General features: G+C 34.9%; 13 protein-coding genes. 7 read left to right on the top strand and 6 right to left on the bottom strand.

From position 1 onward, the window contains the following. Nucleotides 1–16 precede the first annotated feature (16 nt). Both nadE and HT586_RS10275 read right to left on the bottom strand, forming a co-directional pair. Nucleotides 17–841 (bottom strand): NAD(+) synthase, encoded by an 825-nt coding sequence (nadE, locus tag HT586_RS10270; RefSeq protein WP_203545737.1) that lies wholly within the window; start codon nt 839–841, stop codon nt 17–19. Continuing rightward, nucleotides 842–2,299, bottom strand: coding sequence for a nicotinate phosphoribosyltransferase (locus tag HT586_RS10275; protein WP_203545738.1), 1,458 nt, complete (start codon nt 2,297–2,299; stop codon nt 842–844). A gap of 145 nt (nt 2,300–2,444) precedes the next feature. Between HT586_RS10275 and HT586_RS10280 the strand changes: the two genes are divergently transcribed. Both HT586_RS10280 and HT586_RS10285 read left to right on the top strand, forming a co-directional pair. Continuing rightward, nucleotides 2,445–3,608, top strand: a complete 1,164-nt coding sequence (locus HT586_RS10280; RefSeq protein WP_111746332.1) for an MFS transporter — start codon at nt 2,445–2,447, stop codon at nt 3,606–3,608. Nucleotides 3,609–3,681: 73 nt separating this feature from the next. Further along, nucleotides 3,682–4,725: a nitric oxide synthase oxygenase gene (locus HT586_RS10285; RefSeq protein ID WP_203545739.1), complete on the top strand. Its 1,044-nt coding sequence runs from the start codon at nt 3,682–3,684 to the stop codon at nt 4,723–4,725. Nucleotides 4,726–4,737: 12 nt separating this feature from the next. Here the strand turns inward: HT586_RS10285 and HT586_RS10290 are convergent, their stop codons facing one another. Further along, nucleotides 4,738–5,874, bottom strand: coding sequence for a glycosyl hydrolase family 28-related protein (locus HT586_RS10290; protein ID WP_203545740.1), 1,137 nt, complete (start codon nt 5,872–5,874; stop codon nt 4,738–4,740). Nucleotides 5,875–5,976: 102 nt separating this feature from the next. On the opposite strand from HT586_RS10290, the gene HT586_RS10295 reads away from it, so the two are divergent. The 3 genes from HT586_RS10295 to HT586_RS10305 are packed head-to-tail and all read left to right on the top strand — an operon-like array spanning nt 5,977 to nt 7,782. Further along, nucleotides 5,977–6,534: a cysteine hydrolase family protein gene (locus HT586_RS10295; protein ID WP_203545741.1), complete on the top strand. Its 558-nt coding sequence runs from the start codon at nt 5,977–5,979 to the stop codon at nt 6,532–6,534. Nucleotides 6,535–6,573: 39 nt separating this feature from the next. After that, nucleotides 6,574–7,494: a manganese-dependent inorganic pyrophosphatase gene (locus HT586_RS10300; protein WP_203546573.1), complete on the top strand. Its 921-nt coding sequence runs from the start codon at nt 6,574–6,576 to the stop codon at nt 7,492–7,494. A gap of 18 nt (nt 7,495–7,512) precedes the next feature. Beyond that, nucleotides 7,513–7,782: a GNAT family N-acetyltransferase gene (locus HT586_RS10305; RefSeq protein ID WP_133354870.1), complete on the top strand. Its 270-nt coding sequence runs from the start codon at nt 7,513–7,515 to the stop codon at nt 7,780–7,782. A 99-nt stretch (nt 7,783–7,881) separates the two neighbouring features. Here HT586_RS10305 and HT586_RS10310 read toward each other — a convergent pair whose 3' ends face one another. After that, nucleotides 7,882–8,844, bottom strand: a complete 963-nt coding sequence (locus tag HT586_RS10310) for a Gfo/Idh/MocA family protein (protein ID WP_203545742.1) — start codon at nt 8,842–8,844, stop codon at nt 7,882–7,884. Nucleotides 8,845–8,920: 76 nt separating this feature from the next. On the opposite strand from HT586_RS10310, the gene HT586_RS10315 reads away from it, so the two are divergent. Then, the gene (locus HT586_RS10315) at nt 8,921–10,291 is read left to right on the top strand and encodes an aldehyde dehydrogenase (protein WP_203545743.1); all 1,371 of its coding nucleotides are present in this window, start codon (nt 8,921–8,923) and stop codon (nt 10,289–10,291) included. 56 nt (nt 10,292–10,347) lie between these two features. Here the strand turns inward: HT586_RS10315 and HT586_RS10320 are convergent, their stop codons facing one another. Continuing rightward, the gene (locus HT586_RS10320; protein ID WP_203545744.1) at nt 10,348–12,732 is read right to left on the bottom strand and encodes an SdrD B-like domain-containing protein; all 2,385 of its coding nucleotides are present in this window, start codon (nt 12,730–12,732) and stop codon (nt 10,348–10,350) included. Nucleotides 12,733–13,188: 456 nt separating this feature from the next. After that, entirely contained in the window at nt 13,189–13,959 is a 771-nt protein-coding gene (locus tag HT586_RS10325; RefSeq protein ID WP_133354862.1) for a carbon-nitrogen family hydrolase, read from the bottom strand. Between the two features lie 92 nt (nt 13,960–14,051). On the opposite strand from HT586_RS10325, the gene HT586_RS10330 reads away from it, so the two are divergent. Then, nucleotides 14,052–14,951 (top strand): nuclease-related domain-containing protein, encoded by a 900-nt coding sequence (locus HT586_RS10330; protein ID WP_203545745.1) that lies wholly within the window; start codon nt 14,052–14,054, stop codon nt 14,949–14,951. Nucleotides 14,952–14,961 lie beyond the last annotated feature (10 nt).

A 14,961-nucleotide genomic window follows, 5' to 3' on the forward strand; every position in this document is an offset into this window, starting at 1 on the left:
GGTTTGCAATGGTAATTTATTTTATGAGTTCCTCGATTGAATAACGTGTGATCGGAAGCATACGCTTATGCTGAGTTTTTATATAATGACTTTCTATCTTTTCTCGAGACTCAGCATCTACTGTCTTACCTTCAAGGTAGTCATCGATTGCTTCATAAGTCACACCGAGTGCGACTTCGTCAGGCAATTGTGGTTTATCTTCTTCCAGGTCAGCTGTCGGAACTTTTTCATATAGATGAACCGGACAACCTAAATACTTCAGGATAGATTTACCTTGACGCTTATTTAAGCCGGCAAGGGGGAATATGTCGGCTCCGCCATCTCCAAATTTCGTGTAGAACCCTGTAATACTTTCTGCCGCATGATCTGTTCCGATAACTATACCACTATGAACTGCTGCGATAGAATATTGTGCTTTCATACGCTCACGTGCTTTTTCATTTCCTTTTTGAAAATCCGTTAAAGTAACTCCTTGGGCATTTAATGTCGCAATACTCGCATCAACTGCATCTTTAATATTTATTGTATAAATTTTATCCGGATTGATATAGTCAAGCGCGTCCTGACAATCTTGTTCATCTTTTTGCACACCATAAGGTAGTCGAACAGCAACAAACTTCACATCTAATCCCTCACTTTGTAATTCAGTGGCTGCAATTTGTGATAGTTTGCCCGCTAAAGTAGAGTCTTGTCCTCCTGAAATACCTAGTACTAGAGATTTGATAAATGGATTTTGTTTAACGTAGTCTTTTATGAAGTCTACGATAGCTCTATAAGTCTCTTCGGGATTAATCTCTGGCTGAACATAAAGTGACTTTATAATATCTTGCTGTAATGTCATTTACTTCACTTCTTTCACTTTTTTAGATACTTCATAAATTTCCTGATTTTTCTTTTCCCAGCATAGCGTACTTAAATCTACAGGATATTCTTCAGGATTTAAATAGCGCGTTGTTTCTTCCCATAACAATGCCAGATTCGCTTTTAAATATGCACGTGACTGTTCTAAAGTAGGTACTTCGTATACTAACTTTCCATCAACAAATATGTCCTCATGGAGATCTTTTGCTGTAAAATCATTGATCCATTTCTGTTTATACGTATGAATCGGATGGAACATCTTTAACGGCTTTTCTTTAGATGGGTCTTCAAAATCTAAAGTGATATAATCACCTTCTGATTTTTTTGTCTGATTATTTATAATACGATATACATTCTTTTTACCCGGTGTCGTTACTTTTTCAGCATTATTTGATATTTTAATACGATCTTCTAATTGCCCCGCTTTATTTTCTATTGCTACAAGTTTATATACAGCACCTAATGCGGGTTGATCAAACGCTGTAATTAATTTTGTACCAATACCCCAGGCAGTTATCTTTGCACCTTGTAACTTCAAATTAGTAATTGTTTCTTCATCTAAGTCATTTGAGGCAAATATTTTTGCATCTGGGAATCCCGCTTCATCTAACATACGACGTGCTTCTTTTGATAAGTATGCTAAATCTCCGGAATCTAAACGGATGCCGACAAAATTAATCTTATCACCTAATTCTTGTGCTACACGAATCGCGTTCGGTACACCAGACTTTAACGTATGAAAAGTATCTACAAGGAAGACACAGTTTTTATGACGTTCTGCATATTTTTTAAACGCAATATATTCATCATCATACGCTTGTACCATCGCATGCGCATGCGTCCCTGACACTGGAATGCTGAATAACTTACCTGCACGAACGTTACTTGTTGAATCAAATCCAGCAATATATGCTGCACGTGTACCCCAAATTGCAGCATCCATTTCCTGGGCGCGTCGTGTTCCGAATTCCATTACAATTTCATCACCAACAACTTGTTTAATACGACTTGCTTTCGTTGCAATAAGCACCTGGAAGTTCACGATATTTAATATTGCTGTTTCCAGTAACTGCGCTTGAATTAATGGTGCCTCTATACGTAATAACGGTTCGTTATTAAAGCAGATTTCCCCTTCCTGCATCGAACGGATATTACCTGTAAATCTTAAATCTTTTAAATAAGCGAGATAATCATCCTGATATCCTAAAGACTTTAAATATTCCATATCCGTTTCAGAAAATTTGAATCCTTTAACATAATTGATTACACGTTCAAGACCTGCGAATACAGCATAACCACCATCGAATGGCATACTTCTGAAATAGACATCAAAGACTGCTGTTTGCTCGTGGATACCATCATTCCAGTAAGTCTCACCCATATTAATCTGATATAAATCTGTATGTAGCATTAGACTATCGTCAGCATAATTGTACATTGCTTCATCTCCTCAACAAGTTTATAATTATCTATTAATGTTTTGCTTTACACTTTGAACTGATATATTAAATTCATATTAACATACCGCTTACATTTAGGCATTGCCAACGCATTCTGATACAATCAAAAATAAGGAGGCCGTTATGTTTAAGAAAAATTTCATTATACTCACTATCATTGTATCTATTTCCGGTTTAACTCAAGGTATGTTATTACCCCTTATCGCCATCATCTTTGAACGTGATGATGTGCCTAGTTTTATCAACGGATTACATGCATCATCTTTATATATTGGTGTTTTTTTAGCGTCATTATTTTTAGAAGGCCTGCTAAGAAAAGTAGGTTACAAAAATCTTGTCGTCATTGGCGCAATCATCATTGTAATATCGATGTCACTTTTTCCAGTGTATAAAGCAATGACATTCTGGTTTATATTACGACTGCTTGTTGGTGTCGGCGATAATATGCTCCACTTTGCTACACAATCTTGGCTTACTGAAACAACACCAAAGCATAAACTCGGCCGTATCATCTCTTTTTATGGCTTAAGCTTCTCACTCGGCTTTATGGCAGGGCCATTGCTCGCTAAATTATACGAAGTACATACAAGCCTTCCATTTCTATTAAGTGCAGTATTCACACTTACAGCGAGTGCCCTTGTATTTATGCTAAAAAATGAATTTCCTGAAGATAATCATTCAAAAATATCGTTTAAATCAACAACTATCAACTTTGGTAAAGTAATGAAGACGAGCTGGGTTGCATTCTTATTTCCGATGATGTACGGTATATTGGAAGCATGTCTCAACAGCAACTTTCCTGTTTATGCGATGAAGCAGGATATTCCTGTTAATTTGATTATAATTATCTTACCTGCGTTTAGTTTAGGTGCGATCATTTTCCAGGTGCCGCTTGGTATGATTTCTGATAATATGAATCGTAATATCTTACTTACTATTGTGACTTTTATCGGTGCAATGTTATTTATGATGTGCCAGATCTTCAGTCACTCTGGCTATGTGTTAGTCGGACTCTTTTTTATTACCGGTATCTTTGTCGGCTCAATGTATTCTTTAGGAGTAACATTTATGACCGAAATCACTCCGAAATATTTGTTACCTGCTGGGAATTTAATGTGCGGTCTCATATTCAGTATCGGTAGTATATTAGGTCCGATAATAGGCGGACTTGTTATACAGATATCTCATAACACACAATTTTTTAGTTATATCGCTTTTATATTACTCGCAATAAGCTGTGCTACATTTTACGATTATAAAAAGCGACAACAACTACAAACAGATTAATCAAAAAGCTCAAATCGGGCTTTTTTTATTGTAGAATAGAAATAATCAGAATAAATAAAGTGAGGTGACACAATTGTTATTCGAAAAAGCTAAATTATTTATAAAACAGATGGGCAATGAATTAAACATTGATGGAGATGCAACCAACGAAAGATTACTGTCAATTCAACAAGAAATCGAGCGTACCGGCTCTTACATACATACAACAGAAGAATTGACATACGGTGCACGTCTTGCCTGGCGCAATAGTAATCGCTGTATCGGTCGTCTTATATGGGATAAGTTAAATGTCGTTGATATGCGTCATGTAGCAGATGAAAAAGACTATCTCACAGCACTTGAAACACATATCGTGCGTGCAACAAATAACGGGAAAATTATTCCGACCATCACAATCTTTAATCAGCAATCTAAAATAAATTTCGAACTGCTAAACGATCAGCTTATTCGATATGCTGATGATCCCATCGTTAGTGATACGAAAAAATTAATTGAACATACCGGTTACAAATCTTTCGGAAAATTTTTACCGTTACTCTATCGTTATGATAATCAATACAAAACATATGATATTCATCATGACCTTATAAAAGAAGTACGTATTGGACATCCTGACTTTCCAAAGTTTAATGCCTTAAATCTTCATTGGTATGCTGTACCGATTATATCTGGCATGGATTTATCTATCGGTGGTATTACTTATCCACTTTGCCCTTTTAATGGCTGGTATATGGAAAGTGAGATTGCAAGTCGTAATTTTCTAGATGATTATCGTTTTAACTTACTGGAACCTATTGCCCGCAGTATGGATTTAGATACAAGCAGAACTACGAGTTACTGGCGCGATAAAGTCGTCGTTGAATTAAACTATGCAGTTTATCATTCATTTAAACAGCAAGGCTATTCCATCGTTGATCATTACAATGCCAGCAGACAATTTTTAAAATTTGAAGAGAATGAAGCGGCAAATAATAGAAAAGTAACTGGAGACTGGACATGGCTTATTCCTCCGATATCTCCTTCCCTTGTTCATAACTGGCACAAAGGCTACGACAATACGTATCACGAAACGAATTTTTATTATAAAATGAAAAAAGCAGCGTGTCCGTTTCATTAGGACACGTTGCTTTTATAATTCACCAACAGATTCATCTTTAGCTATCGTTTCTGCATAAAAATCATCTACTTCTACTTTTTTAATCTGCTTTAAGTTTTTATTTTGCATACAGACAACATTTTTCGCTGCACCTATTTTAATAGTACACATATTATCTTCGCTGAATTCATTATCGATGATATAGATATCTTTATTCTTCTTACCATCGTAACTCAGAAATAATATTGCGTATTTATCATTGATAGAGTGAAAATGATTGTTACGTATAACAGTCATTTCCCCTGCTTGAGCACCGTGGTCGTTCCCGTATAGATCAAGTGAATATTTCCCCTTCTTCGTTGCTAAATAACGTATACCTCCGTTACAGTCATTAAAGGTATTATCATATACATGCAATACTTTTGATTTTAGGAAAGTAAGTGCATAATCTCCCATTTTGTCAAAAGTATTATTTTTTACAGTTATATTCTCATAATAAATTTCATACGTGCTGGCATGACTACCTATCGCTCTGTTCCATGGTTTCATCATCGGTTCATTAGAATTACCGAAATAACAGTTTTCAATGATGACATTCTTCGTCACTGTGCCATCATATTCACCGAACTTAGGAAATGAATCTTTCAGCTGTAAGTCCAGTTGAATGGCTTCACTAAAAGCACGTTCTCCACTATCATCACGAAACCCGAGAAACTTACATCCTGATACTTTAAAACCATCGATACCACATGCATCTATCGCATGCCCTTGTACAACATTTTTAAATGTTACATCTTTAATTTCAATTTCACGCGCATGACCGAGCGACATGATACTATTATTGAAATTTAGGACATGACCATATTGATCAAACGTTCCACCTTCAATCTTAATATAACCATTACCATCGTACCCTTTATATCCTTCACTTTTCCTACCATTTTTAAGCATTGCAAAAGGACTCATTCGGCGCAAAACAGCATCAGGATGCAAATGTAAATAAGTGTGTGCATAAATCACTAATTCTTTACCGATGTAATATGTCCCTTCTGGAACATAAACTTCTACAGGCTCTTTTTTTGCATGATTAAGTACACGCTGTAAGCCAATCGTATCAAAAAGAACATGGCGACCCTTTGCACCAAAATCTTTAATATTAATCTTTTTCATTTATAACACCTTCAAATCATTTATAATGTAATTAAGATTATACCCTGTTTTAATCAGCTGTATACTCTAAATTTTGATAATATATATAAAGGAGCGCTGACGATGAGTGAAGCTTTATTAATTATTGATTATTCCAATGACTTTGTAGCGCTTGATGGTAAACTGACGTGTGGAGAACCTGCAATTGCGCTGGAAGATACGATGGTTAAAAAATGGAATGACTATAAAGATAACAATAAGCCGATTTTTGTATTGATGGATCTACATTTTGAAAACGATACTTATCATCCTGAAACGAAATTATTCCCACCGCACAACATTAAAGATACGGATGGTAGAAATCTTTATGGTAAGTTGCACGAACTTTATTTACGCGATAAAGATGATAACAATGTATTCTGGATTGATAAAATGCGTTACAGTGCGTTTAGTGGTACGCCATTATTACAACTTTTACGCGAAAGAAATATAAAAGAGATCGAACTTACTGGGGTATGCACTGATATTTGCGTACTTCATACAGCAGTAGAAGGGTATAATTTAGGATTTGAAATGTCAGTCGATGAACGAGCGGTTGCTTCATTTAATTCAGAAGGGCATCATTATGCACTACAACACTTCAAGCATGTATTAGGCATGACTGTAGAAGAGATTAATTAATCATGATAAAATAGATAAGACTTATACTAAAAGGAGACTATTATGAAAATTTTAACTTTCGGACATAAAAATCCAGATACAGACACAGTAACATCAGCTTTAGTAATGGAAGATTTACAAAAAGCTTTAGGAAAAGACATCGAAGCGGTACGTTTAGGTGACTTAAATGGCGAAACAGAATTCGCTTTAAAACACTTCAGCGTAAATGCACCACGTGTGATTGAACGTTTACATGGTGAAGATGTTATCTTAGTTGACCATAATGAGTTTCAGCAATCAGCTGACGGCATTGAAGATGCGAATATCTTAATGGTAGTAGATCATCACCGTATTGCTAACTTTGAAACAGCAGGTCCTTTATACTACCGTGCAGAACCAGTTGGTTGTACTGCAACAATCTTAAATAAGATGTACAAAGAACATGGTGTTGAAATTAAACCTGAAATCGCAGGATTGATGTTATCAGCAATTATTTCAGATTCATTATTATTTAAATCTCCAACTTGCACAGATGAAGACGTTAAGGCTGCTGAAGAATTAGCTGCAATTGCTGACGTTGATATTCAATCTTACGGATTAGATATGTTAAAAGCTGGCGCAAAGACAGCTGATAAGACAGCTGAAGAATTATTAAACATCGATGCTAAATCATTCTCTATGGGTGAGCACGAAGTTCGTGTCGCGCAAGTGAATACTGTTGATATCGATGAAGTATTAAGCCGCCAGGAAGAATTAGAAAATGCAATCAATGCTGAAACAGCACAGGAAGGATATGCATTATTTGTACTTGTTGTTACTGATATCTTAAACTCTAACTCTAAAGTGTTAGCATTAGGACAACAACAGGCAGCAGTTGAAAAAGCATTCAATGTCGTATTAGATAAAAACACAGCTGTACTTGAAGGTGTTGTATCTCGTAAGAAACAAGTTGTTCCACAGCTTACAGATGTATTATCATAATTAAAAGAGGTGTTTGTAGTGGAAATTATTCAAGGTAATAATAAGTTTTATATCGGTGATGAAGCACAACCAGAAGCAGAAATCACTTTCCAGCCTTCAGGACAAGACACAATCGCAATCGATCACACATATACAGATCCATCGTTACGTGGTCAGGGCATCGCAAAAGCACTAGTGTTAAAAGTTACAGATTACGCTAAGGAAAATAATTTAAAGATAATACCGTTATGTTCTTATGCGCGTATCGTAATGGAACGCGATGATGCATTAAAACAACTGATTAAATAACAAAAAGAGACGCGGGGTGCGTCTCTTTTTGTTATATTTGAAAGAATGAAAAAATGGTATGGCTTTATTATAATTTAAATTTTCTGAATAATCAATAACTTATTTAATTAAAATACCAATTTGTTTTTTTACTTCATCAATAACTTTCATCGTGTGATGTGAAGTTTCCAAATTGAGTGCATTAAAATCTTTATTTTTAATCGCTTCTATAAAATGTGCTATTTCATATGACATAGGTGGTGCATCACTCACTATTTCATCAATAACTTCTCCATGACGATTCAACTTCTGGACTTTATTTGGTGCAGAGATTTTATCTATTAGTATAATACCTTCTTCACCAATAATCTCAGATGGTAGATGGCTATCAATAATTTTTGAATAGCTGAGTACAGATGTCATATAATGATGATTACAAATTATCGTACCTTGCCCATCAGCGCCAGTTGACAACAGTTTGCCAGTCGCCTGAATTGTCTTAGGCATTCCGAATAAATTAACTAAAGGACTGATTGTATAAACGCCTAAGTCCATTAATGCCCCATTCCCCAGTTCAGGTTTAAAAGCATTTTCTACAATGCCATCCTTATATTTATCATAGCGAGAGGAATATTGATTATAGTGGAAGTTAGCACGACGTATTGTTCCAATTTCTTTTATCCATTCATGAAGTTTGATAAAAGATGGTGAGTAAATACTTTTCATCGCTTCCATGAAGAACACATCGTTATTTTCCATCGCCTGATACATTAAATTAAAGTTTTTTTCACTTGTGGCGATCGGTTTTTCGCATAAAACATGTTTCCCATGATTCATTGCTTGTATTGCCTGTTGATGATGTAATATATTTGGTGTAGCTATATAAATGATATCCACTGCTTCATCATTCAATAATTTATCCATATTATCTGTAAAATTAGGAATATCATATTTTTCCGCAAAACTTTGCGCACGTTCAATCGTTCTGGAATAGACACTATGTAGTTCAAATTCTGGAACAGTTTTACCAGCTTCGATAAATCGATCAGTAATCCAATTTGTTCCGATAAGACCAAATTTCATTTATTTCACCCCGGAATTTTTATCGTTTATTTATTAATTAGTATACACCTTAACAATGCTAAATGGAGGAATTTTCATGAATATTCACGAAGATATCAAAAAGATGAAAGACTATTTTGCAACACATGAAACAAAGCAGATTAAAATAAGAAGAAAAAAATTAAAAGCGTTAAAAAAAGCAATTAAAGCACATGAAACCGATATTATCAACGCTTTAAACAGCGATCTTGGTAAGGGGAAAGTTGAAGCGTACGCTACTGAAATCGGCATCGTGTTAAAAGAACTTTCTACATATATTAAAGAAATCAAAAACTGGAGCAAGGTGAAGTCTATCAATACGCCGATGATGCAATTTCCAGGTAAAAGTTATTTAATGTATGAACCTTATGGTACTGTGCTTATCATCGGACCATTCAACTATCCATTCCAACTCGTTATGTCACCATTAATCGGTGCTATCGCAGCCGGAAACTGCGTAGTTGTCAAACCTTCAGAACATACACCTCAAACAAGCATTGTTATCGAACAAATTTTGGAGGAAGTTTTTGAACCTGAATACGTAAAAGTGATTCAAGGAGAAAAAGAAGTGACATCAGCTTTACTGGACGTTCGATTTGATTATATCTTCTTTACAGGTAGTACAAAAGTAGGACAAATCGTCTATGAAAAAGCAAGCAAACATCTTACACCAGTAACGTTAGAACTCGGTGGTAAGAGCCCTACGATTATAGATGATACTGCTAATATTAAAGTGGCGGCTGAACGCATTGCGTTCGGTAAATTCATGAATGCCGGTCAAACTTGTATTGCACCTGATTATGTATTGATCGACAATAAAGTTAAAGAAAAATTTCTTAAAGCGATGCAATCTACATTGAATGAATTTTACGGAAAGAATGCTTTAGAAAGTGAAGACTATGGTCACATTATCAACGACCAGCACTTTAATCGCTTAACAGCAATGATTGATGAAGCACATGAACGTATTCTTATCGGAGGCACATCAAAAGCAGATGTACTACATATTGCACCGACACTTATTGATGCTAGATTAAACGACTTATCGATGCAGGAAGAAATATTCGGGCCTATCTTACCAATCATCGGTTACAATAACAAAGAAGAAATTTTTGAAACAATTCAGCAATATGAAAAACCATTAGCATTATATATATTTAGCGATGATCAGGATTTTATTAGAGACGTATTCACACGTGTATCATTTGGCGGTGGATGTGTAAATGATACAATCATGCATGTCGCTAACCCTTATTTGCCTTTTGGCGGTGTTGGACACTCAGGTATGGGACACTACCACGGAAAATATACATTTGAATTATTCAGTCACCAAAAAGCATATATGACAAAAAGTACCAAGCTGGAATCCGGAATTATGTTCCCTCCTTACAAAGGAAAATTCAGATACGTCAAACAAATATTTAAATAATATAGTAATAAAAAAGGAAGACCTCAAATTCGAGATCTTCCTTTTTAGGTTAATTATTAAATTTCTTCGTCTCTTCTTTTACGAGAAGCTGCGATTAATGCGCCACCAGCTAATAATGCTGCTGCTGCACCTGTTGCAATTGCTGCATTGTTCGCTTCACCTGTATCAGGTAAGTTATTTCTATCTGGAGTTACGGTAGCTTTCTCAGAATCTTTAACATCAGGTACTTGGCCACCATCTGCTGGAGGTGTTACTGGTGTTTTGTCATCTCCACCACCGTTGTCGCCAGGTTTAGTGCCGGGATCTTTGTCTCCACCACCGTTGTCGCCAGGTTTAGTGCCAGGATCTTTGTCTCCGCCACCATTGTCGCCAGGTTTAGTGCCAGGATCTTTGTCTCCACCACCGTTGTCGCCAGGAGGCGTAATACCTGTATCACAATTTGGTCCAGCTTCGCCAGTACCATAGTAACCTTGGTCTACATCCGCGTTAGATTTATCTTTTAAGTTTACGATAACATCGATTGGACCATCTGAATCAACTTCATCATGTAAGTCTGCTTCGATATTAGCGATAACTGGCGACCAGTCTAATGGGTTGTGGAAGTTTACGATGTAAGTCCCTTCAGCTAAACCATGGAACACATATTCTCCCCAAGCATTAGTATAAGTTTCACCAATTGTATTACCAGAGTAGTCACGTAATGTTACACGTAATCCTACAACTGGGTTTTCTCCAGCATCTTGCATGTTGTTACGGTTAGCATCCCACCATACTTTGTTTCCGATAGATAAGTTACCAGCTGTACCTTCACCGATAGAAACAACGGAACATACTTCTGGAGGTAATGGTAATTTTGTTGGAGGTGTTACTTCTCCACCACCTGGAGGTGTTACTGGTGGTGTTACTTCTCCACCGCCGCCTGGAGGTACAATAACTGGAGAACCAGTTTTTAATACATAACCTTGGTCTACATCAAAGTTACTCGCACCATTAATGACAACACGTACATCTGTTGGACCATCTGAATCGATTACATCATGTAAATCAGCTTCTAAGTTAGCGATAACTGGTGACCAATCTAATGGATTGTGGAAGTTAACGATATAAGTTCCGTTTGGTAAGTTATCAAATTGATAATGACCATTTGCATCAGTATAAGTTGTACCGATTAAGTTACCTGCTTCGTCACGAATTGTAACTTTTAAATCTTTAACGGGTGCTTCATTTGGATCTTGTAAGTTATCTAAGTTGCCTTCTTTATCTTGATCATCCCACCATACTTTATCTCCGATAGAGTATTTACCTTCAGGTATAACTGGGTCTGGCGTTGGTTCAGGAGTTGGCTCTGGTTTACCAGGATCTGGCGTTGGAACTGGAGTAACTACTCCGCCTCCACCATTATTTACATAACCTTGGTCTACATCCAGATTGTTTTTACCATTGATATCAGCTAAAACTGCCACAGGACCGTCTGAATCAATAACTTCGTCTCCTAAGTTAGCAATAACTGGTGACCAGCCAAGTGGTGTATCAAAATCAACACGGTAAGTACCGTTTGGTAAGTTATCAAATCTGTACTGACCGTTAGCATCAGTGTAAGTTTCACCTACAAAGTTGCCAGCATAGTCATGTAAAGTTACTTTAATACCTTCGATACCTTTTTCGTCAGCATCCTGAACATTATTTGGAGCTTTAGTATCTTCTTCTAATTTATCTTCCCAAACTTTATCACCTAAAGAATATTTACCAGTATCAGGTTTTTCTGTTGGAGGCACTTCTGTTGTTGGAGGCGCTTCTGTTGTTGGAGGCTCAACAGTACCTGGTAAATCATCTACTGAATGTCCTGCACCTTTTTTATATCCTTGGTCTACATGTAATGAATCATTGTTGTTGATTACAACACGAACATCTGTTGGACCATCTGAGTCTCTGTCATCACTTGCATCAAAATCAACGTTAGCGATAACTGGTGACCAAGTTAATGGATTTTTAAATGTTACATTATAAGTACCATTTTTTAAACCAGTAAACTCATAGTAACCAGTTGCATCTAAAGATTTTTCCGCAACGATATTACCAGCTTCATCACGTAATTCAACTTTGAAAACTGCTAACTCTTCAGGAGTAGCTAATACTAAACTTTCATTTTCATCACGTAAGCTGTTGTTAGCTTCACCGTTAGCGCCTAAAAGATCGTCAAAGATACGACCAGCAATTTTATGGTTGCCAGTGTCCTCAACTGGTACTACTGATGCCGCTGCTTCTGTAGTCGCTGCCTCAGTCGTTGCTGTGTCATCTGTTGCTGCATTTGCCTGGCTTCCTGTAAACACTAAAGATCCAATTAAAATTGAAGCTGTACCCACAGATGAAAATTTTCTGATTGAAAATTTATTTAATCTGTTAGGAAGGAAATCTAATTTACTTTTGTTTGATTTTTTCATACAAAATCCTCCTTTAAAATAAAAAAATGCAATAATGCTACAATGAACACATTATACACTTTTATTCTATAGACTTTATTTTCTTAAGTAAACCCTTATTAAATCGCTTAAGATTGAAATTAATATAATTTTCAGTATTCTTAAAAAAAATATCAAATGTACAACTCTAAGTTATTTATTTTGAAAATATTTACATTATACTTTATTTCAATAACATTTTAATCATTCCCCTATATTTATTAATCATGTATATAGAAATTAAACTGTTAGACCAATCATTATGAAATATTTATGAATAAAATTTAAATTTAATAATATATTCTTATAATATTTTTCAGATTAATTCACTTTACTATTAAATATGTTAAAAATAATCATTTCTGTGTAGAATTATTTACTTTAAATGTGTCTAAATTGTGACGTTTTATATATAGCGAAATTTTTTTACATTAAGTGCTAATATATATCTGCTCTGCGTGTTTTTAATAAAGGTATTTTAGTTCTTATATTTCTAATTTCTTCTATATTAACAGTTGCTTGAATTGTCCCTTCCCCTAATATTATTTTTGTAGTGGCTTCTCCTAATGGATTTATCACCATCGATTTTCCACCAAATACCGTATTATTGCACTTTCCGATACTGTTGCTTGCAATGACATAAACTTGGTTTTCAATTGCTCTGGCATACAGTAATTTTTCAAATTGACTGATACGTTCTATCGGCCACTCTGCTACAACAAATAGTACTTCAATTCCTTCTAAAGCTAATTTCCTCGATATTTCAGGGAATCGCAGATCATAACAAATAATAACGCCCATCTTTACATTATCTATTTCAAAAATTGAAATATTATTCCCTTGTGTTAAATAATTTGGTTCATCTAGCATCGGTACTAAGTGTAATTTATCGTATTGATGTATAAGTTCACCTTTTTTATTAATAACAATTGCTCGATTGTAAATCTTATCTTCGACTCTGACAGCAATTGATCCTCCAACAATATTTATTTGATATTGCTTTGCAAGTTCACTTAACTTCTCAATTTCTCGTTGCCCATTGTCAGATGTGATATGCACTAACTCCTCCAAAGTATATGAGGTGTTCCACATCTCTGGTAATACAGCAATTTCTCCATCATCGAGTGTCGATAACCAATTTGCAACTTTTTCAATATTTTTCTTGGGTTCACCTGGAATAATCTCCATTTGATAAATCGCAATTTTCATATCATCACTCCATTTTTACAATTATTTTACATGTGTTTAATACTAATTTGTTATTATTATTTTATCATTGAAATGTTAAAAGGAGATTTTTAATGATTATTAAAGAAAGAAAATTTGATATGGAATTATCCTATTTACTGCAGCTAAGCATTCGGGCTAAACTTTCTTATGAAGATAATGAAGAGATTGATACGCGGATAAAAGGAATAAATGGTGAACGGAGTTTCGATGCTTTAGTTAACCAACATCTCAAGCACGGACTAGTATTCAATAATTTACAATTTAATGTTAATAAACAATACTTTCAAATTGATGCACTCATAATCATGAAGGGACAAATATTTATATTTGAAATTAAAAATATGTATTGTGATGTCTGCTATAAAGACAATCTATTCTACTTTCTGAATGGTACACCTATTGAAAAGTTAAACGAACAAAGAATTAGAACACCTAAATTATTTAAAATACTTCTTACACAAAACCTCATTGACCTACCCTTCAACTACTACACTACATTTGTTAATCCCGATTATAAAGTTTATGGTTACCAAGTTCATGACAATATATTAGAGTATCAAGATATTTACAAAATAATTACAGAGAATAGTAAGATTACTATCGCTAAATATGATGAATATATTGCTAAAAAATTAATAGATTTGCAATATACAGATGAAAAATTCAATTTTAGAAAACGTATTAGTATTGAAGATTTAGGTATGGGCGTTGTATGCCATTGTCATGTTGCAAAGTACGAAAAAGTTTCGAATCGAAAATTTAAGTGTCCAGCATGTAAAAAAGAAGTTAATTGTAATGACTATCTACAAAAAGCAATCGAAGACATCCATTTAATTTATCCGATGGAGCGATTAACCGTGAGTCTGGTCAAAAAATGGACAGAAAATTATATTAGTAGCGAAAAGATACGTACATATTTGAATATACATCATAAAATATTTAAGAATGGGCCTTTAACTTTTTATCGTTAATAACTTTAAT

The organism is Macrococcoides bohemicum, from assembly GCF_016865215.1.
In the GTDB taxonomy this organism is placed as follows: Bacteria; Bacillota; Bacilli; order Staphylococcales; family Staphylococcaceae; genus Macrococcoides; species Macrococcoides bohemicum.